General features: G+C 60.6%; 25 protein-coding genes. 21 read left to right on the top strand and 4 right to left on the bottom strand.

What is annotated here, in order from left to right; genetic code table 11:
• Positions 1 to 67 precede the first annotated feature (67 nt).
• The 13 genes from CAF90_RS15465 (at position 68) to CAF90_RS15405 (ending at position 13,366) form a co-directional block, all read left to right on the top strand.
• Positions 68 to 1,036 (top strand): GTP 3',8-cyclase MoaA, encoded by a 969-nt coding sequence (locus CAF90_RS15465; protein WP_085607317.1) that lies wholly within the window; start codon positions 68 to 70, stop codon positions 1,034 to 1,036.
• A gap of 122 nt (positions 1,037 to 1,158) precedes the next feature.
• Positions 1,159 to 1,764, top strand: a complete 606-nt coding sequence (locus CAF90_RS15460) for a DUF4823 domain-containing protein (protein WP_007950810.1) — start codon at positions 1,159 to 1,161, stop codon at positions 1,762 to 1,764.
• A gap of 15 nt (positions 1,765 to 1,779) precedes the next feature.
• Complete coding sequence (locus CAF90_RS15455) at positions 1,780 to 2,340, top strand: DUF1285 domain-containing protein (protein ID WP_085607315.1); 561 nt, start codon at positions 1,780 to 1,782, stop codon at positions 2,338 to 2,340.
• Between the two features lie 102 nt (positions 2,341 to 2,442).
• Positions 2,443 to 3,159 carry a FadR/GntR family transcriptional regulator gene (locus CAF90_RS15450; RefSeq protein WP_007950814.1) on the top strand — a complete coding sequence of 239 codons (717 nt, stop codon included), beginning with the start codon at positions 2,443 to 2,445 and terminating at the stop codon, positions 3,157 to 3,159.
• A 25-nt stretch (positions 3,160 to 3,184) separates the two neighbouring features.
• Positions 3,185 to 4,060: an SMP-30/gluconolactonase/LRE family protein gene (locus CAF90_RS15445; protein WP_085607313.1), complete on the top strand. Its 876-nt coding sequence runs from the start codon at positions 3,185 to 3,187 to the stop codon at positions 4,058 to 4,060.
• Between the two features lie 270 nt (positions 4,061 to 4,330).
• Positions 4,331 to 5,149 (top strand): SDR family oxidoreductase, encoded by an 819-nt coding sequence (locus CAF90_RS15440; RefSeq protein WP_011335425.1) that lies wholly within the window; start codon positions 4,331 to 4,333, stop codon positions 5,147 to 5,149.
• A gap of 144 nt (positions 5,150 to 5,293) precedes the next feature.
• Positions 5,294 to 6,298 carry a substrate-binding domain-containing protein gene (locus CAF90_RS15435; RefSeq protein ID WP_007950821.1) on the top strand — a complete coding sequence of 335 codons (1,005 nt, stop codon included), beginning with the start codon at positions 5,294 to 5,296 and terminating at the stop codon, positions 6,296 to 6,298.
• A 56-nt stretch (positions 6,299 to 6,354) separates the two neighbouring features.
• Positions 6,355 to 7,899 (top strand): L-arabinose ABC transporter ATP-binding protein AraG, encoded by a 1,545-nt coding sequence (araG, locus tag CAF90_RS15430; RefSeq protein ID WP_007950823.1) that lies wholly within the window; start codon positions 6,355 to 6,357, stop codon positions 7,897 to 7,899.
• 12 nt (positions 7,900 to 7,911) lie between these two features.
• A complete protein-coding gene (araH, locus tag CAF90_RS15425; RefSeq protein WP_011335422.1) occupies positions 7,912 to 8,880 on the top strand; it encodes an L-arabinose ABC transporter permease AraH in 969 nt (322 codons plus the stop codon).
• Positions 8,881 to 9,065: 185 nt separating this feature from the next.
• Positions 9,066 to 9,779: a GntR family transcriptional regulator gene (locus CAF90_RS15420; RefSeq protein WP_085607311.1), complete on the top strand. Its 714-nt coding sequence runs from the start codon at positions 9,066 to 9,068 to the stop codon at positions 9,777 to 9,779.
• A complete protein-coding gene (locus CAF90_RS15415; RefSeq protein WP_085607309.1) occupies positions 9,776 to 10,774 on the top strand; it encodes an ADP-ribosylglycohydrolase family protein in 999 nt (332 codons plus the stop codon). The genes CAF90_RS15420 and CAF90_RS15415 overlap by 4 nt, the downstream gene beginning before the upstream one ends.
• Before the next feature lie 203 nt (positions 10,775 to 10,977).
• Positions 10,978 to 12,444: a cytosine permease gene (locus CAF90_RS15410; protein ID WP_085607307.1), complete on the top strand. Its 1,467-nt coding sequence runs from the start codon at positions 10,978 to 10,980 to the stop codon at positions 12,442 to 12,444.
• Positions 12,437 to 13,366, top strand: coding sequence for a PfkB family carbohydrate kinase (locus CAF90_RS15405; RefSeq protein ID WP_085607305.1), 930 nt, complete (start codon positions 12,437 to 12,439; stop codon positions 13,364 to 13,366). The genes CAF90_RS15410 and CAF90_RS15405 overlap by 8 nt, the downstream gene beginning before the upstream one ends.
• Positions 13,367 to 13,496: 130 nt before the next feature.
• Here the strand turns inward: CAF90_RS15405 and CAF90_RS15400 are convergent, their stop codons facing one another.
• The 4 genes from CAF90_RS15400 to CAF90_RS15385 form a co-directional block, all read right to left on the bottom strand.
• Positions 13,497 to 13,877, bottom strand: a complete 381-nt coding sequence (locus CAF90_RS15400; protein ID WP_085607302.1) for a Rho termination factor N-terminal domain-containing protein — start codon at positions 13,875 to 13,877, stop codon at positions 13,497 to 13,499.
• Between the two features lie 88 nt (positions 13,878 to 13,965).
• On the bottom strand, positions 13,966 to 14,220 hold the full coding sequence (locus tag CAF90_RS15395) for a hypothetical protein (RefSeq protein ID WP_011335416.1): 255 nt from the start codon (positions 14,218 to 14,220) through the stop codon (positions 13,966 to 13,968).
• A gap of 52 nt (positions 14,221 to 14,272) precedes the next feature.
• Entirely contained in the window at positions 14,273 to 14,617 is a 345-nt protein-coding gene (locus CAF90_RS15390) for a hypothetical protein (RefSeq protein ID WP_039770633.1), read from the bottom strand.
• Positions 14,618 to 14,699: 82 nt separating this feature from the next.
• Positions 14,700 to 15,362 carry an HD domain-containing protein gene (locus CAF90_RS15385; protein ID WP_139834516.1) on the bottom strand — a complete coding sequence of 221 codons (663 nt, stop codon included), beginning with the start codon at positions 15,360 to 15,362 and terminating at the stop codon, positions 14,700 to 14,702.
• A 117-nt stretch (positions 15,363 to 15,479) separates the two neighbouring features.
• Here CAF90_RS15385 and CAF90_RS15380 point away from each other — a divergent pair, with 117 nt between their 5' ends.
• The 8 genes from CAF90_RS15380 (at position 15,480) to dgoD (ending at position 21,482) form a co-directional block, all read left to right on the top strand.
• Positions 15,480 to 15,959, top strand: coding sequence for a GNAT family N-acetyltransferase (locus CAF90_RS15380; RefSeq protein ID WP_085607298.1), 480 nt, complete (start codon positions 15,480 to 15,482; stop codon positions 15,957 to 15,959).
• A 159-nt stretch (positions 15,960 to 16,118) separates the two neighbouring features.
• Entirely contained in the window at positions 16,119 to 16,781 is a 663-nt protein-coding gene (locus CAF90_RS15375; RefSeq protein WP_085607296.1) for a hypothetical protein, read from the top strand.
• On the top strand, positions 16,778 to 17,290 hold the full coding sequence (locus CAF90_RS15370; RefSeq protein WP_085607294.1) for a PAAR domain-containing protein: 513 nt from the start codon (positions 16,778 to 16,780) through the stop codon (positions 17,288 to 17,290). The genes CAF90_RS15375 and CAF90_RS15370 overlap by 4 nt, the downstream gene beginning before the upstream one ends.
• Entirely contained in the window at positions 17,280 to 18,020 is a 741-nt protein-coding gene (locus CAF90_RS15365; protein ID WP_085607292.1) for an alpha/beta fold hydrolase, read from the top strand. The genes CAF90_RS15370 and CAF90_RS15365 overlap by 11 nt, the downstream gene beginning before the upstream one ends.
• Positions 18,013 to 18,507 carry a hypothetical protein gene (locus tag CAF90_RS15360; RefSeq protein ID WP_139834515.1) on the top strand — a complete coding sequence of 165 codons (495 nt, stop codon included), beginning with the start codon at positions 18,013 to 18,015 and terminating at the stop codon, positions 18,505 to 18,507. Before CAF90_RS15365 ends, CAF90_RS15360 begins: the two co-directional genes overlap by 8 nt.
• A gap of 148 nt (positions 18,508 to 18,655) precedes the next feature.
• Positions 18,656 to 19,645 carry a 2-dehydro-3-deoxygalactonokinase gene (locus CAF90_RS15355; protein WP_085607288.1) on the top strand — a complete coding sequence of 330 codons (990 nt, stop codon included), beginning with the start codon at positions 18,656 to 18,658 and terminating at the stop codon, positions 19,643 to 19,645.
• Positions 19,646 to 19,664: 19 nt separating this feature from the next.
• On the top strand, positions 19,665 to 20,285 hold the full coding sequence (locus CAF90_RS15350) for a 2-dehydro-3-deoxy-6-phosphogalactonate aldolase (protein ID WP_085607286.1): 621 nt from the start codon (positions 19,665 to 19,667) through the stop codon (positions 20,283 to 20,285).
• Positions 20,286 to 20,333: 48 nt separating this feature from the next.
• Positions 20,334 to 21,482, top strand: a complete 1,149-nt coding sequence (dgoD, locus tag CAF90_RS15345; RefSeq protein WP_085607284.1) for a galactonate dehydratase — start codon at positions 20,334 to 20,336, stop codon at positions 21,480 to 21,482.
• Positions 21,483 to 21,509: the final 27 nt, after the last annotated feature.

The following is a 21,509-nucleotide window of genomic DNA, read 5'->3' as shown; positions in this document are numbered from 1 at the left end:
GGGCTTGCTAAAACTTGAATTGTGAGTCAAGTTTTAGCCGCTCGATTTTCCATCGCCGGAGTGCTTCATGATCGTTGACCGTCAAGGCAGGCGTTTTCGCAATTTGCGGATCAGTCTGACTTCAGCCTGCAATTACGCCTGTACCTACTGCGTGCCCAACGGCAAGCGGCTGGTGGCTGCGCAGGATGAACTGTCGGCCGAGGCCATGGCACGTGGCGTGGCCTATCTGATCGAAGCCGCCGGCATCGAGCGCCTGCGCATCACCGGCGGCGAGCCGCTGGTCAGCCCCAAGCTCGAATCCTTCATGAGCGCCGTCGGCAGGATGGGCCTGGAAGACATCAGCCTGACCACCAACGGTCAGCTCCTGGCGAAAAAACTCCCGCTGCTGGTCGATGCCGGCCTGCGACGCATCAACGTTTCCCTCGATACCCTGGACGCCGGCGCGTTCCGCAGCATTGCCCGTGGCGGCGATCTGGCCACCGTGCTGGATGGCATGGATCAGGCGGCCGCGGCGGGGATGAAGATCAAGGTCAACATGGTGCCGTTGCGCGGACAGAACCTCGACCAGGTGATGCCGCTGCTCGATTACTGCCTCGAGCGCGGCTTTGAGCTGCGCTTCATTGAGCTGATGCGCATGGGCCACCTGGCCTCTGATTCCAATGCCTTCCTGCAACAGTTCGTCAGCCTGCAACAGCTGCTGAGCCTGATCGGCGAACATTACGAGTACGCGCAAACCGACGCGCCGGTGGACGCCACGGCGGTTCGCTATGCGATTCCCGGTCGGGGCAACTTCGGCGTGATCGCCAACGAAAGCGTGCCGTTCTGCCGAACCTGCTCGCGCCTGCGCCTGTCGTCGACCGGATGGCTGCATGGCTGCCTGTCGTCGAGCAACCGCCACTACGTCGGTGACCTGCTCGACAAGCCGCGTCACGAAGCGCTGCCGGCGTTGCAGCGACTGCTGGTCAAGGCTTTGGGCGACAAGCAGGAAGTCGCATTCTCCGGCGGCGCCACCGTTATGAAGATCATCGGCGGCTAAGTCCGGTTTAGCCACAAAGTCTTATTTCAAAGCGGATACCTGCACATTTCCAAGGACTGGCGCAAAAGCTGCATCCTACGGCCATTCGCCGGTTTTCCGTCACCGGCTTCTGGAGGATTAGGATGCGTAGCCTGGTTTTGCTGCTGGCCGTTTTGGCGCTGGGCGGCTGTATGACTGTCAGTGACATGGCCGAAGGGACTCGCTACCAGATGAGCGACGCTGGGCTGCTGGATCACAGCGACAGCCGTCGCGTAAACAATTTCCGCATTCAGCCGGATTCGTTCATCTACATTGCGCAAGGCTCGTTCGCGCCGCCGGGTGGTTCTTACCCGCGTCCCAACGTCGTCGCCGAAGAGGCCTTCAAAGGCTTCGTCGAATACTTCCCGATGGTCCGCCGCGCCCGCGCGCCGGAAGGCCTCGATCAGGCGATGGGCGAAGCTCGCGACGCCGGTGCCCACTACCTGCTGTACACCCGTTTCGCCAAGGCGGACGACCGCATCGGCAACTCCGATGAATGGCTGGATCAGGAAGCAGTGGATCGCCTCGGTATCGACGGCGGCGTGATTCAGATCATGTTGATCGAGACCAGCACCCAGTATTTGATTGATACTGCACGGATCAAGAGTCGTGGCGGTTTACTGACGTTCCACGACAACAAGCCCGAAGACCTGATCGGCCCACCGCTTGCGCAGTACGCGCGCAGCCTGCTGGGCGTCGGGGACCAGTAATTCAAGGAGTACGCCATGAGTGGCCCGCAAAAAGCCAATGACCTGCTGGGGCAAATCCCCAAAACCAAAGGCTTGCCGCCGGTGCACTTGTGGAACCCGGATTTCTGCGGCGACATCGACATGCGCATCGCCCGCGACGGAACCTGGTATTACCTGGGCACGCCGATCGGGCGCAAGCCGATGGTCAAGCTGTTCTCCACCATCATCCGCCGCGACGGCGATGACTATTTCCTGATTACTCCGGTTGAGAAAGTCGGGATCAAGGTCGACGACGCGCCATTCGTGGCGATTGCCGTCGAGGTGGAAGGCGAGGGTGAGGCGCAAGTGCTGCGCTTCACCACCAACGTCGATGAAACCACCGAGGCCGGCGCGGAACATCCGATCCGGGTCGAGATCGATCCGACCACGCAAGAGCCCGCACCTTACGTGCATGTACGCACCAACCTCGAAGCGCTAATCCACCGCAACGTGTTCTACCAATTGGTCGAACTGGCAGTCAGCCGTGAAATCGATGGCCAGCGCTGGCTCGGCGTCTGGAGCGGCGGCGAGTTCTTCCGCATCAGTCTCGAACCTTAAAAAAACCGCAGTCTGTGAAAGCAGGCTGCGGTTTTTTGTCGTTGACTCTTAATCGTATGATGATTAGCGTGGGCATCCACAGCGAACGGCTTCGGGGTGTCCATGTCGAGCAGTTTTCACGCATCAACGGTTGACTGGCTGGGCGCCTGGATTGCCGCCGGCCAGGTCAAACCCGGGCAGGCGATCAAGGTCGAGGCCGATCTGGGCGAGCAGCTCGGGGTCAGCCGCACCGTGATCCGCGAAGCCATCAAGACCCTCGTCGCCAAAGGCATGCTCGAAGTCGGGCCGAAAGTCGGCACGCGGGTGTTGCCGATCAAGCGCTGGAACCTGTTCGATCCGCAAGTCGTGGGCTGGTTGTCACGCAGCGGCCTGCCGGAAAACTTCGTCGATGACCTGCTCGACCTGCGCCGCACCATTGAACCGATGGCAGTGCGCTGGGCCTGCGAGCGGGCGACCGTCGAACAGGTCCAAGCCGTGCAGCAGGCCTACAACGCGCTCGAGCGGGCGGTCGACAGCGGCATCGATTACAACCGCGCCGACCAGTTCTTCCACGAATGCATTCTCGCCGCCAGCCACAATCAATTCATCGAGCAAATGGTGCCGGCCCTCGGCGCGCTGCTTGCCGTGTCCTTCGAAGTCTCGGCGGCCGATCCTGACGAACTGCGCCGCACTTTGCCCATCCACAAAGACATGGCCGACGCCATCGCCGCCCGGGATGCCGCGCGCGGGGTGTGGGCCTGCATGACCCTGATCGACAATGCCGACCTGGCCATCAAGCGGTTCTACCCGCAGGTGATGGCCGACAAAAAAGCCAGCTGACAAAAACAACAAGACAGGAGGTTGCATGACGTGGACTGCGGTGACAGAACATCGGGCGCAACTGGGCGAAGGCCCGTTCTGGGATGCGCCGACCCAGGCGCTGTACTGGGTGGACATCGCCGGCCAGCAGGCGCTGCGGCTGATCGGGCAGAACGTGCAGATCTGGCAGATGCCGGAGCACGTCTCGGCGTTCATTCCTTGCGCCAGCGGCGACGCGCTGGTGACCCTGAGCAGCGGCGTCTACCGGCTCGATCTCGATTCCCCCGGACTTGAGCCGCGACTGACGCTGTTCTGCGTCGCCGACCCGCAGCCGGGCAATCGCGCCAACGAAGCACGTTGCGATGGCCAGGGCCGCTTGTGGCTCGGCACCATGCAAAACAATATCGGCGAGCAGGGCGAGGATCTGCCGATCACCCGTCGCTCCGGCGGGCTGTTCCGGGTTGATCCGGATAAACGCGTCACGCCATTGCTGCGCGGCCTGGGCATTCCCAACACGCTGCTCTGGAGCGACGACGGCACCACGCTGCTGTTCGGCGACAGTCTCGACAGCACTTTGTACCGCTATTTCATCCACACCGATGGCAACCTCGACACCGCCCAGCCTTGGTACAGCGCCGATCAGAACGGCGGCCCGGACGGTTCAGCGATGGACGCGGAAGGCTATGTGTGGAACGCCCGCTGGGACGGCAGCTGCCTGCTGCGTCTGACACCGGATGGCCAGATCGATCGCAAGATCGAACTGCCGATCAGCCGCCCGACCAGTTGCGTATTCGGCGGCGCCGACCTGAAAACCCTGTACATCACCAGCGCCAAAAGTCCGCTGAACCACCCGCTGGACGGCGCCGTGCTGTCTTTGCGAGTGGACGTCGCCGGAAAGCTCTGTACGCGATTTGCCGGTTAAATCCCAAAATATGGGATGCAAAATTATATATTGAGATTATTCGGTGGTCGGGTTTATAGTCGGCTCCAGCAGTAACACGCACTCACACTTAAAAAGAACAAAACAGGTGAAGTGATGCAGCGAATTTCCATCGCACTCCACAGCGGAGTCAGCGCTTCGGGCCGTTTAGGTACTGAGGCGTGCGCTCGCCTGTTTTGTTCCACAAGCCTTCCAGACCGGACATCGTCAGATGCCCGGTTTTTTTATGCTTTCGAACAGGAGTCCTGATTCATGGCTGAACCTCTGTCCCTGCCACCGGTGCCCGAGCCACCGAAAGGTGAGCGCCTGAAAAACAAGGTCGTGCTGCTGACCGGCGCCGCTCAAGGCATCGGCGAAGCAATCGTCGCGACCTTCGCCTCGCAGCAGGCCAAACTGGTGATCAGCGATATCCAGGCTGAAAAGGTCGAGAAAGTCGCCGCGCACTGGCGCGAGCAGGGCGCCGACGTGCAAGCGATCAAGGCCGACGTCTCGCGTCAGCAGGATCTGCATGCCATGGCCAAACTGGCCATCGAGCTGCACGGTCGCATCGACGTGCTGGTCAACTGCGCCGGGGTCAATGTGTTCCGTGATCCGCTGGAAATGACCGAAGAAGACTGGAAACGCTGCTTCGCCATCGACCTCGACGGCGCTTGGTACGGCTGCAAAGCCGTGTTGCCGCAGATGATCGAGCAAGGCATCGGCAGCATCATAAACATTGCCTCGACCCATTCCACAAACATCATTCCCGGCTGCTTTCCGTACCCGGTGGCCAAGCACGGCTTGCTCGGGCTGACCCGCGCGCTGGGCATCGAGTACGCGCCGAAGGGCATTCGCGTTAACGCCATCGCCCCGGGCTACATCGAAACCCAGCTCAACGTCGATTACTGGAACGGCTTCGCCGACCCACACGCCGAACGTCAGCGCGCCTTCGATCTGCACCCACCGAAACGCATCGGGCAGCCGATTGAAGTGGCGATGACCGCCGTGTTCCTGGCCAGTGATGAAGCGCCGTTCATCAACGCCTCGTGCATCACCATCGATGGTGGTCGCTCGGTGATGTACCACGACTGAAAAATCCGGATTTCAGGTGGCAAGCTCCGCCTGAAATCCAATCATCATACGATATGACTATTGTCGTCATGATTTGCGGGAAACGCTTCGACCGCTGTAACGCTTTTCAAATAACGCTCAAGAAAAATAACAAGGAGTCTGCTTATGAAACGTCGTTTCGGGATTCGTACCCTGTGCAGTACCGCTCTGGCGGTCACTGCGTTCAGCCTGAGCAGTTCGCTGCTGGCCGCCGATCCGGTGAAGATCGGTTTCCTGGTCAAGCAGGCCGAAGAGCCGTGGTTCCAGACTGAATGGGCCTTCGCCGAGAAAGCTGCCAAGGACAAAGGCTTCGAGCTGATCAAGATCGCCGTACCGGACGGTGAGAAAACGCTCTCGGCCATCGACAGCCTCGCGGCCAACGGCGCCAAGGGTTTCGTCATCTGCCCGCCGGACGTGTCCCTCGGCCCTGCGATCATGGCCAAGGCCAAACTCAATGACCTGAAAGTCATCGCCGTCGACGACCGCTTCGTCGATGCCAATGGCAAGTTCATGGAAGACGTGCCGTACCTCGGCATGGCCGCGTTCGAAGTCGGCCAGAAGCAGGGCGCCGCCATGGCCGCCGAGGCGAAAAAGCGTAACTGGGACTGGAAAGACACCTACGCGGTGGTCAACACCTACAACGAACTCGACACCGGCAAGAAGCGCACCGACGGCTCGATGAAGGCCCTCGAAGACGCGGGCATGCCGAAAGATCACATTTTGACAGCCGCTCTGAAAACCCTCGACGTACCGGGCAGCATGGACGCCACCAACTCGGCGCTGGTCAAGCTGCCGGGCGCGGCGAAGAACCTGATCATCGGCGGCATGAACGACAACACCGTGCTCGGCGGCGTGCGCGCCACCGAAGCCGCCGGGTTTGCCGCGGCCAACGTGATCGGTATCGGCATCAACGGCACCGATGCGATCGGCGAGCTGAAAAAGCCCAACAGCGGCTTCTACGGTTCGATGCTGCCGAGCCCGCACATCGAGGGCTACAACACCGCGAGCATGATGTACGAGTGGGTCACCACCGGCAAGGAACCGCCGAAGTACACCGCGATGGACGACGTCACCCTGATCACCCGCGACAACTTCAAGCAGGAGCTGGAGAAGATCGGCCTGTGGAACTGACGGCAGCGGCGGCCCGGGCAGCCGGGCCGCTTGAACGGTGTGATGAGGTGGCTTAAATGCACGCGCAAGTACAGACACAAGAACACAGCGCCAGCGGCAGCCTGCGTTTCAACGGGATCGGCAAGACCTTCCCGGGCGTGAAGGCGCTGGACGGCATCAGTTTCGTCGCTCACCCCGGGCAGGTCCACGCCTTGATGGGCGAGAACGGCGCCGGCAAATCGACCCTGCTGAAGATCCTCGGCGGTGCCTACATTCCGAGCAGCGGAGAACTGCAGATCGGCGAGCGGACGATGGCATTCAAGTCCACTGCCGACAGCATCGGCAGCGGCGTGGCGGTGATTCACCAGGAGTTGCATCTGGTGCCGGAAATGACCGTGGCCGAGAACCTGTTTCTCGGTCATCTGCCGGCCAGTTTCGGCCTGATCAATCGCGGCGCGCTGCGCCAACAAGCCTTGGCTTGCCTCAAAGGCCTGGCCGATGAGATCGATCCGCAAACCAAGGTCGGACGCTTGTCCCTCGGTCAGCGGCAACTGGTTGAAATCGCCAAGGCGCTGTCCCGTGGCGCGCATGTGATTGCCTTTGACGAACCGACCAGCAGCCTTTCGGCGCGGGAAATCGACCGGTTAATGGCGATCATCGGCCGACTGCGCGACGAAGGCAAAGTCGTGCTTTACGTCTCCCATCGCATGGAAGAAGTGTTCCGCATCTGCGACGCGGTGACGGTGTTCAAGGACGGTCGCTACGTGCGCACCTTCGACGACATGAGTCAGTTGACCCACGATCAACTGGTGACTTGCATGGTCGGGCGCGACATTCAGGACATCTACGATTATCGCGGTCGTCCACGCGGTGCCGTGGCGCTGAGAGTCGATGGCTTGCTCGGCCCGGGCCTGCGCGAGCCGATCAGTTTCGATGCGCACAAAGGCGAGATTCTGGGCCTGTTCGGACTGGTTGGGGCAGGGCGCACCGAGCTGTTCCGGCTGCTCAGCGGTCTTGAGCGCAACACCGCCGGACGCCTGGAATTGCGCGGCCATGAACTGAAGCTGCGTTCGCCCCGCGATGCAATTGCTGCCGGGATTCTGCTGTGTCCGGAGGATCGCAAGAAGGAAGGCATCATCCCGCTCGCCAGCGTCGCCGAGAACATCAACATCAGTGCGCGTGGCGCGAACTCCGGTCTCGGTTGCCTGCTGCGCGGGATCTGGGAAAAGGGCAACGCCGACAAACAGATCAAGGCCCTGAAGGTGAAAACGCCCCACGCCGGGCAACAAATCAAGTTCCTGTCCGGCGGCAATCAGCAGAAGGCGATTCTCGGCCGCTGGCTGTCGATGCCGATGAAAGTCCTGCTGCTCGACGAGCCGACCCGGGGCATCGACATCGGCGCCAAGGCCGAGATCTACCAGATCATCCATAACCTGGCCGCCGACGGTATTTCGGTGATCGTGGTGTCCAGCGATCTGATGGAAGTAATGGGTATCTCCGACCGCATTCTGGTGCTGTGCGAGGGCGCCCTGCGTGGCGAAGTCAGCCGCGACCAGGCCAACGAATCCAACCTGCTGCAACTGGCTTTGCCGCGCCACCGCGCTGACGGCGTGGCGAACTGAGAGGTGACTATGATGACAACCCAAAACGAAACCCTGCCGACCGAGCGCAAACCTCTGGATATGCGGCGCTTCCTCGATGACTGGGTGATGCTGCTGGCGGCGGTGGGCATTTTTGTCGCCTGCACCTTGCTGATCGACAACTTCCTCTCGCCGCTGAACATGCGTGGCCTGGGCCTGGCGATTTCCACCACCGGGATCGCCGCGTGCACCATGTTGTATTGCCTGGCGTCGGGACATTTCGACTTGTCGGTGGGTTCGGTGATTGCCTGCGCCGGGGTGGTTGCGGCGGTGGTCATGCGCGACACCAACAGCGTGTTTCTCGGCGTCAGCGCGGCGCTGGTGATGGGCCTGATCGTCGGCCTGATCAACGGCATCGTGATCGCCAAGTTGCGGGTCAATGCGCTGATCACGACGTTGGCGACCATGCAGATCGTCCGTGGCCTGGCCTACATTTTTGCCAACGGCAAAGCGGTGGGCGTATCGCAGGAATCGTTCTTCGTGTTCGGCAACGGCCAGTTGTTCGGCGTGCCGGTGCCGATTCTGATCACCATCGTCTGCTTCCTGTTTTTCGGTTGGTTGTTGAACTACACGACCTACGGGCGCAACACCATGGCCATCGGTGGCAACCAGGAAGCGGCGTTGCTGGCAGGGGTGAATGTTGACCGCACGAAGATCATCATCTTCGCGGTGCATGGGGTGATCGGTGCGCTGGCGGGGGTGATTCTGGCGTCGCGGATGACTTCGGGTCAGCCGATGATCGGGCAGGGTTTTGAGCTGACGGTGATTTCGGCTTGCGTGCTGGGCGGGGTGTCGCTGAGTGGCGGGATCGGGATGATCCGGCATGTGATTGCCGGGGTGTTGATTCTGGCGATTATCGAGAATGCGATGAACCTCAAAAATATCGACACGTTCTACCAATACGTTATTCGAGGGTCGATTTTGTTGTTGGCTGTGGTTATCGACCGACTCAAGCAACGGTAATCCGCAATACCCTGTGGGAGCGAGCTTGCTCGCGATAGCGGTAGATCCGACACTTTGATGTCGGATGTGCAGGCCTTATCGCGAGCAAGCTCGCTCCCACAGTTCATCCTGTCTACCGAACCTTCCGTCACTTCCAGATAAATACTCCTTGCTCGCCCTGTCTTGTTTCGGTTATCACTTTGTACATGATTAGACAGGTACGATTTGACAAGAAACAACGGGTGGTCGACGAGCTCGTCCGACGCATCGAAAGCGGTCTCATGGAGGACGGCTTTCTGTTGCCCGGCGAGCATCAGTTGGCTCAGGAATTCAACGTCAGCCGTGGCACGTTGCGCGAAGCGCTGGCCGAACTGAAGCGGCGCAATTACATCGCCACGCAAAGCGGGGTCGGCTCCATCGTCACGTTTGACGGGGTGGTGCTCGACCAGCGCAGCGGCTGGGCCCAGGCCCTGGCCGACAGCGGGGCGATGATCAATACCGACGTGCTGCGTCTGGAGGCCGTGACACGTGCGGATCTGCTTGCGCGTTTCGGCTCCGATCAATTCATTCTTCTCGAACGTCGCCGCCGTTCCAACGACGGCACGGCGGTGTCCCTTGAACGCTCTCTGATGCCCGCCAGCGGAGGCCTGGAAAGCCTGCCGCGAGTGGGCCTGATCGATAACTCCCTGACCATCACCCTGGCCGCCTACGGTTACATCGGCGAGCGCGGCGATCAGTGGATCGGTGCCGAACCGCTCAACGCCGTGGACGCCGAACTGCTCGGCCGCCCAGAAGGCACGGTGTTCCTCAAGGCATTGCGCACCACCTACGACCGGCAGAACCGTTTCATGGAACAGGTCGAAAGCCTGCTCGACCCGGTGCATTTCCGTCTGCACCTGCAATTTGGAGAATCGAAATGACCGCCCTCGACCGTGCCTTGGGCGCGTTTTATGGCCTTGCCCTGGGCGACGCGCTGGGCATGCCGACCCAATCCCTGAACCGCGAAACCATCAAGCAGCGCTTCGGCCAGATCACCGACCTGCAGGACGCCGGCCCCTTGCAGCCGATTGCCGCGAACATGCCCAAAGGCTCGATCACCGACGACACCGAACAGGCGATTCTGGTCGGCGAGTTGCTGGTCGAAGGCAAGGGTCAGATCGAACCGGCGGTGCTCGCGCAACGGCTGATCGAATGGGAAGCCGAGATGCAGGCCAAGGGCTCGCAGGACTTGCTCGGCCCGTCGACCAAACGTGCGATCGAAATGATCCTCGCCGGCCATTCGCCCGAAGAGGCCGGGCGCTACGGCACCACCAACGGCGCAGCCATGCGCATCACCCCGGTGGGCATCGCGGCGGATGTCGCCGACCCCGAGCGTTTTATCGCGGCGGTGGTGCAGGCGTGTCAGGTCACTCACAACACCACGTTGGGGATTTCCAGCGCGGCGGCGGTGGCGGCGGTGGTTTCGGCCGGCATCAACGGTCTGGATCTGGGTGAGGCGCTGAACCTCGGCCAACAGATCGCCCAGCAAGCTGAATCGCACGGCCACTGGGTGGCCGGCGGGCGCATCGCCTCGCGAATCAGTTGGGCGCGCAGCATCAGTGTCGAGAGCGACCCGGTGTTGCTCGCGGATCTGCTGTACGACGTGATCGGCACCTCGGTGGCCTCGCAGGAATCGGTGGTGGTGTCGTTCGCCCTCGCGCAGCAAGTCGCGGTCGGTGAAATGACGCCGTTCGATGCGCTGTGCATGGCCGCGAGCCTGGGTGGCGACACCGACACCATCGCCGCGATTCTCGGCGCCATGCTCGGGGCCTGCCTGGGCCTGCAGAGCTGGCCGGCGCCGATGATCGAGACGGTGAAGTCCGTCAATGGTCTGGAGCTGGAACCGTTGGTGCAGGGGCTTTTGGCCCTGCGTTGACCGGGCTGACGCCATCGCGAGCAAGCTCGCTCCCACAGGGGTAACGCCGTACTTGTGGGAGCGAGCCTGCTCGCGATGGGCGCACCACAAGTCTTGAATATTCACCCGCAATGGATCGTGCAGACAGGCCCAGGAAGGGCGGGATGTCTTGTCGTTCTGCGTCATTGCCACAACCACAATAAAGGCAAACAGGAGCATTTTTCATGAGTTCATCGAACGCCGGGCAAAGCGCCGGGCAACTGGAAACCCGGGGCATCGAACCGGTGCCGGAGGGCGAGTGCAACGGCCATCCGCTGCAACTGTTCTGGGTCTGGTTCGCTGCCAATATTTCCATCCTCGGCCTGCCGCTGGGCGCCACGCTGGTGGCGTTTCGCGGCCTGGCGATCTGGCAGGCGATCATTGTCGCGATCCTCGGCGCTGCCGGTTCGTTCGCAGTGGTGGGGATCATCTCGATTGCCGGCCGTCGCGGTCGTGCGCCTAGCCTGACCCTGTCGCGGGCGATCTTCGGTGTGCGCGGCAATATCGGCCCGACGCTGGTCTCGCTGATGTCGCGTCTGGGCTGGGAAACCGTCAACACCACCACGGCCGCATTCGTGCTGCTGTCGTTGTGCTCGATCCTGTTCGGCTCGCCGGTGGAAGCCAAAAGCGCGCCGGTGCTGACCCTGATCTTCATCGCGATTTTCGTGCTGCTGACCCTGTCGGTATCCGGCCTCGGCCACGCCACGTTGCTGGTGATCCAGAAGTGGGCGACCTACGTGTTCGGCGCGCTGAACATTCTGGTCGGCGGCTTCCTCTGCGCGACCATCGACTGGAGCGCGGTGTTCAACGCCACACCAGCTCCGATGAGCGCAATGATCATCGGTATCGGCACCATGGCCGCCGGCACCGGGATCGGCTGGGCAAATGCTGGCGCCGACATGTCGCGCTATCAGCATCGCAGCGTCAAAGCCGTGCGCCTGGTCGCTTCGGCGGCGTTCGGCGCAGGGATTCCGCTGGTGCTGTTGATCACCCTCGGCGGCCTGCTGTCGGTGGGCAACAACGACCTGGCGTCGGCGACTGACCCGATCGTGGCGATCCGCGACATGCTGCCGACCTGGATGGCCGTGCCATACCTGATCACTGCATTCGGCGGCCTGCTGTTGTCGAACAACCTGTCGGTGTACTCCGCCGGCCTGACCACGCTGACCCTCGGCCTGAAGGTCAAGCGCGTGTACGCGGTGGTGGTCGACATCGTGGCGATCTTCGCCGGTTCGATCTACTTCATGCTGATCGCCGACAGCTTCTACGGCCCGTTCATCACCTTCATTTCCCTGCTGGCAGTGCCGATCACCGCGTGGGTCGGGATCTTCGTGGTCGACCTGATTCACCGTCACTACTACAGCCCGCAAGACCTGCTCGACGTCAGCCCGAGCAGCGCCTACTGGTACAGCGGCGGCATCGAATGGCGCGCGTTCGGCGCGTGGGCGATTGCCATCGTGCTGGGCTTCAGTTTCACCACCATCGGCACCACGGCTGAAAATGTCTGGTTCAAGGGCTTCCTGTCCGACTCGTGGCTGGGCCACAACGGCCTGGGCTGGATCGTGACGTTCGTGGTCGCCGGCGGCCTGTACTTCGTACTCGGCGGGGCGAGAGATCGCCGCGCTGCGCAATCCGAGAATGCTCATGCCTAAGATGTTGCACACCGGCCAGGTCATCATCGACCTGGTCATGGCCGTGGATGCGCTGCCGCAAATCGGCGGCGACGTGTTGGCGCAGTCCGCCAGTTTCGAAGCCGGCGGCGGCTTCAATGTGATGGCTGCCGCTGCGCGTAACGGCTTGCCGGTGGTCTATCTCGGTCGCCACGGTAGCGGCCGATTCGGCGATCTGGCGCGGCAGGCGATGAACGCCGAAGGCATCCGCATCGGCATCGAACAGCCTGCAGAACGTGACACGGGCATCTGCGTGGCGCTGACCGATGCGTCGGCCGAGCGCAGTTTCATTTCCTACATCGGCGCGGAAGGTGAGGTGACGGCAGCGGAGCTGAACAGCGTTGCCGCCGAGGCGGGGGACTACGTCTACGTCAGCGGCTACAGCCTGCTGCACAGCGGCAAGGCCCAGGCGCTGCTGGACTGGACGCTGGCGCTGCCGAAGACGATCAACGTGGTGTTCGATCCAGGTCCGCTGGTGGAATCGCCGGACTCACCGATGATGCAGGCGTTACTGCCGCGCATTGATGTGTGGACCAGCAACCGCGTCGAGGCGCTGCGTTTCACGGGCGCGGCTGACATTGAAACCGCGCTGGACCGATTGGCCGTGCATCTGCCACAGGAAGTTTTGATGGTGGTACGCGATGGCCCGCAGGGTTGCTGGATTCATCAGCGCGGCGAACGCCAGCATGTGCCGGGTTTCAAGGTGCAGGCGGTGGACAGCAACGGCGCGGGCGACGCGCATGCAGGCGTATTCGTCGCCGGGCTGGCACAAGGACTGGCCGCTCACGAAGCCGCCCGGCGCGCCAACGCTGCGGCTGCGTTAGCGGTCACTCGCTGGGGCCCGGCGACCGCTCCTGGCACTGCGGAGGTTGATGTGCTGATCAGCAAAAAATGCACTGACTGAACGATCGCAATCGCTGGCAAGCCAGCTCCCACAGGTTTCAGTAGGGGGCGCAGTTTTTGCGAGCACTTTGATTTCTGTGGGAGCTGGCTTGCCAGCGATAAGGCCTTCAGGCGTTACGTCCAGTCTGGACCTAGCCGGCTCTGCGCAACGCCGCAATCAACTCATCTTTACGCATCGACGAACGCCCGGGAATCTTCCGCTCCCGGGCCTCCTTACGCAGACTGTCGACCGTCTGCACTTCGCGTGAAGCCTTGCTATCGCGCGAATGTCCCTCACGACTCACCGCCGCGCGCCGCGCTGATTCCTTGCGATCCTCGGCCTTGGCATTGGCCGGTTTCCGACGCCCGGAACCTCCGGCCTTCTCGCCGCCGCCGGACTGTTTGTTCACTGTCGCCCAGGCGCGGGCCTCGGCTTCGTCCTTGGACATCCCTTTGTTTTGATAGCTGTCTTCGATGTGTTCGGCTTTGCGCTTCTGTTCTTCAGTGTATTTGGCTTTGCTTCCACGAGGCATGGCGAGTCTCCTGGTGGTTGGATAAATCCCGGTATGAGCTGGCGCAGGCAATGCATTCGAACACTGCCTGCGCCAGTGACCGCAAGCGTCAGGTATCGAGTTTACGCGCCGCTTCCACACCTGCAGCGCTGAGCTTGATCGGCAGATTCAGCGAATGCTCTCCTGCTTCATTGCAAGTGATGTGTCCGTGGTGAATCAGTCCACGCTCCTGCAAGGCGGCGAGGGCACTGGCCACGACTTTCTCGCCGCGATAATTGTCCAGCACCTCTTTGCCGAGGCCGCTCGGGTGGGCATGCAGCAGGCGGGTGAGGACTTCTTTCTCCAGGTTTTTATCGACGTTCATGGTTACCTCTTCAGGGAAGTGGATAAGACACGTTGCGTGGATGAAGCACGGATCACTGTCCTGCGCCTTCAGAGCCCGAACCACCCGTGGTGGTTTTCGAGCCGACGCCGGGACCGGCGTTGTCGGGGGCGGCCGGAGCGTCGGGGGTGTTCATGCCGCCCTGGCGTCCGGGATCGCTGCCTTGGGTGCGAGGATCTGTTCCCGTGGCGGGTGGCTGATTGATCAGCGGTACACCCGAACCGTCGGTATTCATACCGGGGGCACTGTTGATGGCGGGGGCTCTTGGCTGGGTAACCGGATCGGTCGGTCCGGTACCGGCAGCGGTAGTCGAGGCGGCGAATACCGCCGGGCTGAGGAGGGTAGCGAATACGAGTGCAGTCAACCTTGACGAGATCATAGGGTGTCTCCAGTGATTGAAATCCTTACCTCCTTTTGGTCTGCCCTCGTGAAAGATTGGTGCCTGATGATCGACGAACGGTTCAGAAGGGCTGAGCGCTTTCGAGGCCGATCTCTTCCTTGAATTGCTCCATGAAACCTTTCAAGCGTCGATGACGGAGCTGTGCCAGACGTTGACCGGCAACGGTCTGGAAACCGTCGGCGAGGTGCAGCAGTTTGGTCTGGAAATGGTCGAGGCAGAATCGCTTGTCGTCGTAGTCCCTTTCCCGGGCCTCGGGATCTTGCGGGTCGTACAGCGCGCTGCCCATGCGTCCGGCGGTGTAAAAGGTGCGGGCGACGCCGAGCATGCCGAGGGAGTCGAGACGGTCGGCGTCCTGCACCAGTCGCGCTTCGAGGGTGAGCGGGGCGATGTTTGCGGAAAAGCTGTGGGCCTCGATGGCGTGGGTAACGGCGTCGATTTTGGCTTCGGGCCAATGCATGTTCGCCAGCACCTTCGAGGCTTTTTCCGCTGCCAGGCGTGATGCCTGTGAACGCAGCGGCGAGTTCTTTTCCACGGCCACACAATCGTGCAGCAACACTGCAGCGAGCAGCACTTCAAGGTCGCCACCTTCCTCGGCCTGCAAGGTGCGCGCGTTGTGCCAGACCCGTTGCAGATGCGACAGATCATGAGCGCCGTCTTCCGACGGTTCCAGCGCGTGGGGCAGCAGTTCGGCGGCGAGTGAGGCCAGTGGTTCGAATGCGTTCATGAATATCCTTCAGACCAGTCAAAAATCCCTGTGGGAGGGTAGTGTTTGCTTTGCCATGTGACGAGCGCCGCGCGCCGCCTTAGTATGGCGTTTTCCTTTTTCCGACAAGGCCCGTCCATGACGATCGAAATCCGCCCGGCGACCCCCAGCGATGCACCGCAAATCCTCGCGTTCATCACCGAATTGGCAGACTTCGAAAAGGCCCGTCACGAAGTCATCGCCAGCGTTGCCGACATCGAGCGCAGCCTGTTCAGCGAAGGCGCCACCGCCCACGGTCTGATCTGCCTGCGCGACGGCGTACCGATCGGTTTTGCGGTGTTCTTCTTCAGCTATTCGACCTGGCTGGGCAGCAACTGCCTGTACCTCGAAGACCTCTACATCACCCCCGAACAACGAGGCGGCGGCGCTGGCAAAACCCTGCTGCGTCACCTCGCGAAAATCGCCTGCGCCAACGACTGTGGCCGCTTCGAATGGAGCGTGCTGGACTGGAACACTCCGGCCATCGAGTTCTACAAATCCCTTGGTGCCCAGCCGCAGGAAGAGTGGGTGCGTTACCGCATGGATGGCAAGGTGTTGCGCGAGTTTGCCGAGGGCTGAACAAATAGTGGCAATCTGACTGCTGATCTGATTGTCCAAACCGCTCTAGTCCGGCATTCTACGCGCCATTTTTGCGCGCTCACGGACGACACCTGCAATGCCTCTGGCACTCTTTCTCCACGCCCGTGGAGCCTTCGCTGCGTCAACGAGTGACCGGCGATGAGCGGACTACGGGCGTCGATCCGCCTGTACGGTCTGGTCAAAAACCTCGGCTCAAGCGACAACCCGAACCGCCAACCGGTGGACATCCTCTGCACGGTGAATCGCATGGGCGGCAAAGCCATCCGTGCGTTTGTCTCGCGCCTCGATGCCGAGCTGATGACGCGCAGTGCGGGCTACGAAAACTACCGGGTGATACCGCTGCGCACGTTCGATCCGAACGGATTTATCGATGCGCATCAAGGCTGGCTGACATTGCACGTGTGCTGCGGTTTTGTCGCGCCCGCGGGGCAATCGATTTTCCACCAAGGCGTGTTGTCGCCGATGGGCTGGTACGTCTACTCGGAAACCGGCCGCTGGACAGCCGAGCGCTATCTGGAACTGGGCCCGCAAATGGCCGAGCTGCTGCAAACCACCTACGACCAGCACCGACTGACCGGCTACAACACCTGGCTCAACCAACTCGACGACGCCACAACTGCAGAGTTGAACTGGTTTGCCGACGAAGCCTGGCAACAACTGCAAACCCTCACACCCCCGAACAGCCGCGAGCATTGTCACGCGCTGTTTGATTCCGTCGACAACCGCTGGCGTTTCGCCGCGACCGACGTCGACCTCTATCAGCCTCACCCGGAACCTCTGAAGCAAGGAGCTTTGAATTGAGTGGTAAACCCGCTGCACGCGTCACCGACCCAACCGCCTGCCCACTGCCTGGCCACGGCAACAACCCGATTGTCTCCGGCTCGCCGGACGTGTTCTTCGACGGACTCCCCGCTGCGCGCATGACCGATAAATCGGCGTGCGGCAGCCCGATTACCGGCGGTGTTTCCGCCACGGTCTTCATCAACGGCCTGAATGCCGCGATGCTCGACAGCACCGGCGGGCACGGCAATGTCGTGGTCGGTGGGTCGGGGACGGTGATTATTGGACAGAGCGGGGGAGGGGCGGCGTTTAGTGGGTTGTTGCCGATGCCGGTGCATTTCAATGATCGGATGCAGGTGATTAACGAAATTACTGGTGAGCCCATGCCAAATCACCCTTACGCGATTCAACGCGCTGATGGGAGCGTGGAGCACGGCGTAACCAATGACGCGGGCTTCACCCATACGGTGAGTTCGCATTTGCCTGAGTCGATCAAGCTGTTCGTGGAGCAGGAAAGATATGACCGCTGAAAATCCTGCTCTGAAAGGGTGTAAAAGACTGGTCGTGACCCACGACCTGACCTGCAAAACGGACGGAACAGTCAAGCAGGCCACGATCACTCCCAAAAAGATTGTTCTGTTTTTTGTGGGTGGTGCGGGTGATAAAGAAAGTTATTACGGCACAGGCCCCAATAATAACGTTGCTGACGTCATGAAGGTGTTCGTTAGGGATATGGAGGCTGAGGGTATTTGTTCTGATAACTATGATGCCCACCATATTGGTTATAACTATTTTATTAGTGATGATGATCTGAAAAAGAATGTGCTGGAAAAAATTACTGATGTGACCACGCCTGTATATATCATTGGGCATAGCCTGGGCGGATGGAATGGTGCGCACCTGTCAGCTGTATTGACTGATAAGGGGTATCGAATTCCGTGTCTGGTTACACTCGATCCGGTTGGCGAAGGAAAAATCGTGTGGGGGGTTTCTAACATCTACCGTCAGGAGCCGAAGCCGAAGGCGGAATATTGGGTTAACGTCAGAGCTGATGCCAAAGACTGGAATTTTTCCGATCTCGTAGCCGATTTCGGAGAGCAATGGGATATGAAAAGTGGGCCCAATATGAACGGGCGAGTGAATGTGAATCACGCCGATGCCTGGGTTATCTACACATCAGTCCTGCAAAGTGGGATCTCGGCCAGAGACGCTTTGACGCAGGTTGTTGTTACTCATTTTAAAGGACGGAAATGTGCGTAATATAATTTTATGCATGGCTTTCTTGCTTTGCACTTCCTGTGCGATGAATCATGGTAAGCCCATTGCTCATTTACAATACGTTGGAGTTGAACGTTATTTGGACAGGGGTATTTATCAGGTGCGTTTCTCGTCCGATGTTGATGTTGTCAATCTTTTCAAATCAAAAGTAAGCCAGACGCTGCTGTGTTCTTTTGAGGGCGATTTCGATTTTTCGGCACCTCACTCTGCGGGTAGATATGGAGAGGGTTTTATCGAGCCTGAAATTTCAAGTGCCGGGCCGGTTTTCAGGGCGGATGTTTTATTTTTCGAAAGAAAAAACGATACCAGTGAAAAAATCATTGAAGGTGAGGTATTGAGGTCTTTATTAGTGGGCCGAGAGTCTATTGCCTGTAAGGTCAGGATTAATTCCTACTCCTATAAAATATATTTGTCGGAGGACATGGAAGTTCCAACGGCAGATCTATTAAGAGAGATCGATAAGTTTTAAACGAACTGCGATTGCTGCTCAGCTCGCTGTCCGATTTTCTAGGAATGCGAATCCCAAAATATGGGATGCAAAATTACATATTGAGATTTCCAGCCTGAGAGGTCTATAGTCCAGCTCACTCACTGCCAATAACAAAACAGGTGAAGCGATGCTGGCGCAATTGATCGCGCTCGATTGGGGGACGACCTCACTACGTGCTTACAAACTCGCGGCGGGCGGGCAGGTGCTGGCGCAGCGGTCGCTGTCGTTCGGGATCATGCAGTTGCCGAAGACGCCGCGGGTCATCAACGGTCGTGAATGCTCCGACGGTTTTGAACTGGCGTTCGACGAGGCCTGTGGCGACTGGCTCGACGCGCAGCCCGACTTGCCGGTGATTGCCTGCGGCATGGTCGGCAGCGCCCAGGGCTGGCGCGAAGCGTCCTACCGCGATACGCCGGCCAACGTGGCCGATCTCGGAAAATCCCTGCAAACCGTTCGCAGTCTTCGCGGTGTTGATGTGCACATCGTGCCGGGTGTGATTCAGCGCTCGACGCTGCCGAACGTGATGCGCGGCGAAGAAACCCAGGTACTCGGCGTCCTGCAGAATCTGCCGGTCGAGGCGGGCAATGATCTGCTGATCGGCCTGCCGGGCAGTCATTCGAAATGGGTGGAAGTGGCCGACGGCTGCATCACCCGTTTCGACACCTTCATGACCGGCGAAGTGTTCGCCGTACTCAGCGAACACAGCATTCTCGGCCGTACCCAACAGCACAGCGCGACGTTCGATGCCGAGGCGTTTGATCGCGGCGTGCAGGTGGCGTTGTCGGCAGAAGGCGAAATCGGCGTGCTGTCGACCCTGTTCAGCGCCCGCAGCCTGGGCCTGACCGGTGAACTCGGCGCCACCGCGCAACCGGACTATCTGTCCGGCCTGCTGATCGGCCATGAACTGACGGCGCTGGCCGCCGTGCAACGACGTCGGCGCAACAGCACACATCTTCCTTCGATCATCCTCATCGGCAACGCGCAGTTGTGCGCCCGTTACAGCCGTGCCCTCGACGCCTGCGGTTTCGCCCGGGTGACCCTGGCCGAGCAAGCCACCGAACGTGGTCTGTGGCAACTGGCGCTCGCCGCCGGACTGATCGATTCCTCATCCCGTTAACCCTGACTGGAGGCCTGACATGCTCAAGCAAGCACTGGCGCAAAACGGTCTGATCGCGATCCTACGCGGCCTGCATCCGCAGGAAGCGGCCGCTGTCGGAGAAGTCCTGTATGCGGCCGGATTTCGCGTCATTGAAGTACCGCTCAATTCCCCTGCACCGTACGAAAGTATTCGCATCCTGCGTAAGACTTTGCCCGCCGATTGCCTGATTGGTGCCGGCACGGTGCTGACCCCGGAACAAGTGGAATTGGTAAAGGAGGCCGGCGGCCAGGTGATCGTCATGCCTCATAGCGATGCCAAGGTGTTGCGGGCAGCGAAAGCGGCGGGGCTGTACCTGTCGCCGGGCGTCGCCACACCGACCGAAGCCTTCGCGGCACTGGAGGAGGGCGCGGACATTCTCAAGCTGTTCCCGGCCGAACAGATGGGCCCGGCGGTGGTGAAAGCCTGGCTGGCGGTGTTGCCGGTCGGGACGATTCTGGCGCCGGTCGGCGGCATCACGCCGGACAACATGCAGGCGTTCATCGACGCCGGCGTCAAAGGCTTCGGCCTCGGGTCCGGGCTGTTCAAACCGGGCCTGACGACTGAGCAAGTGGCGGTCAATGCCAAGGCCTACGTGGCGGCCTGGAAAGCCCTTCGCTAAGACTTTTCCGGCGCTGCGTGCGCTGCATCTAACAAGAGAGACAAGCAGATGAAAATCATCAAACTCACCACCTTCATCGTCCCGCCGCGCTGGTGCTTCCTGAAAGTCGAAACCGACGAGGGCGTGACCGGTTGGGGCGAGCCCGTGGTCGAGGGTCGGGCCCACACGGTTGCCGCAGCGGTTGAGGAATTGTCCGACTACCTGATCGGCAAAGACCCACGCAATATCGAAGACATCTGGACTGTGCTGTATCGCGGCGGCTTCTACCGCGGCGGCGCAATCCACATGAGCGCACTGGCCGGCATCGATCAGGCGCTGTGGGACATCAAGGGCAAGGCGCTGGGCGTGTCGGTCAGCGACCTGCTCGGCGGCCAGGTGCGGGACAAGATCCGAGTGTATTCGTGGATCGGCGGCGACCGTCCGGCGGACACCGCGCGAGCTGCGAAAGAGGCGGTGGGCCGTGGTTTCACAGCGGTGAAAATGAACGGCACCGAAGAGCTGCAATTTCTCGATACCTTCGAAAAAGTCGATCTGGCGCTTGCCAACGTTGCCGCCGTACGTGATGCGGTCGGGCCGAACGTCGGCATCGGCGTCGACTTCCATGGCCGGGTGCACAAACCCATGGCCAAGGTGCTGATGAAGGAACTCGACCCGTACAAACTGATGTTCATCGAAGAGCCGGTGCTCAGCGAAAACTACGAAGCGCTGAAAGAACTGGCACCGCTGACCAGCACCCCGATTGCCCTCGGCGAGCGGCTGTTTTCGCGGTGGGACTTTAAACGGGTGTTGAGCGAAGGTTACGTCGACATCATCCAGCCGGATGCCTCCCACGCCGGCGGCATCACCGAGACCCGCAAGATCGCCAACATGGCTGAAGCCTACGACGTGGCGCTGGCACTGCACTGCCCGCTGGGGCCGATTGCGCTGGCCGCGTGTCTGCAACTGGACGCCGCTTGTTACAACGCGTTTATCCAGGAGCAGAGCCTGGGCATCCATTACAACGAGAGCAATGACCTGCTCGATTATGTGAAGGATCCGCGGGTGTTCGACTACGACAAAGGCTTCGTGAAAATCCCGAACGGCCCGGGCCTGGGCATCGAGATCAACGAGGAATACGTGATCGAACGCGCGGCGGTCGGCCACCGCTGGCGCAACCCGATCTGGCGTCATGCCGATGGCAGTTTTGCCGAGTGGTGAGTCGCTGATTTCCTTCTAAGAGATCGT

This window comes from Pseudomonas sp. B37(2017) (assembly GCF_002112885.1).
Lineage (GTDB): Bacteria > Pseudomonadota > Gammaproteobacteria > Pseudomonadales > Pseudomonadaceae > Aquipseudomonas > Aquipseudomonas paraglycinae.
The sequence above is the reverse complement of the archived record's forward strand: the minus strand, read 5'-3'. Positions and strand labels throughout refer to the sequence as shown.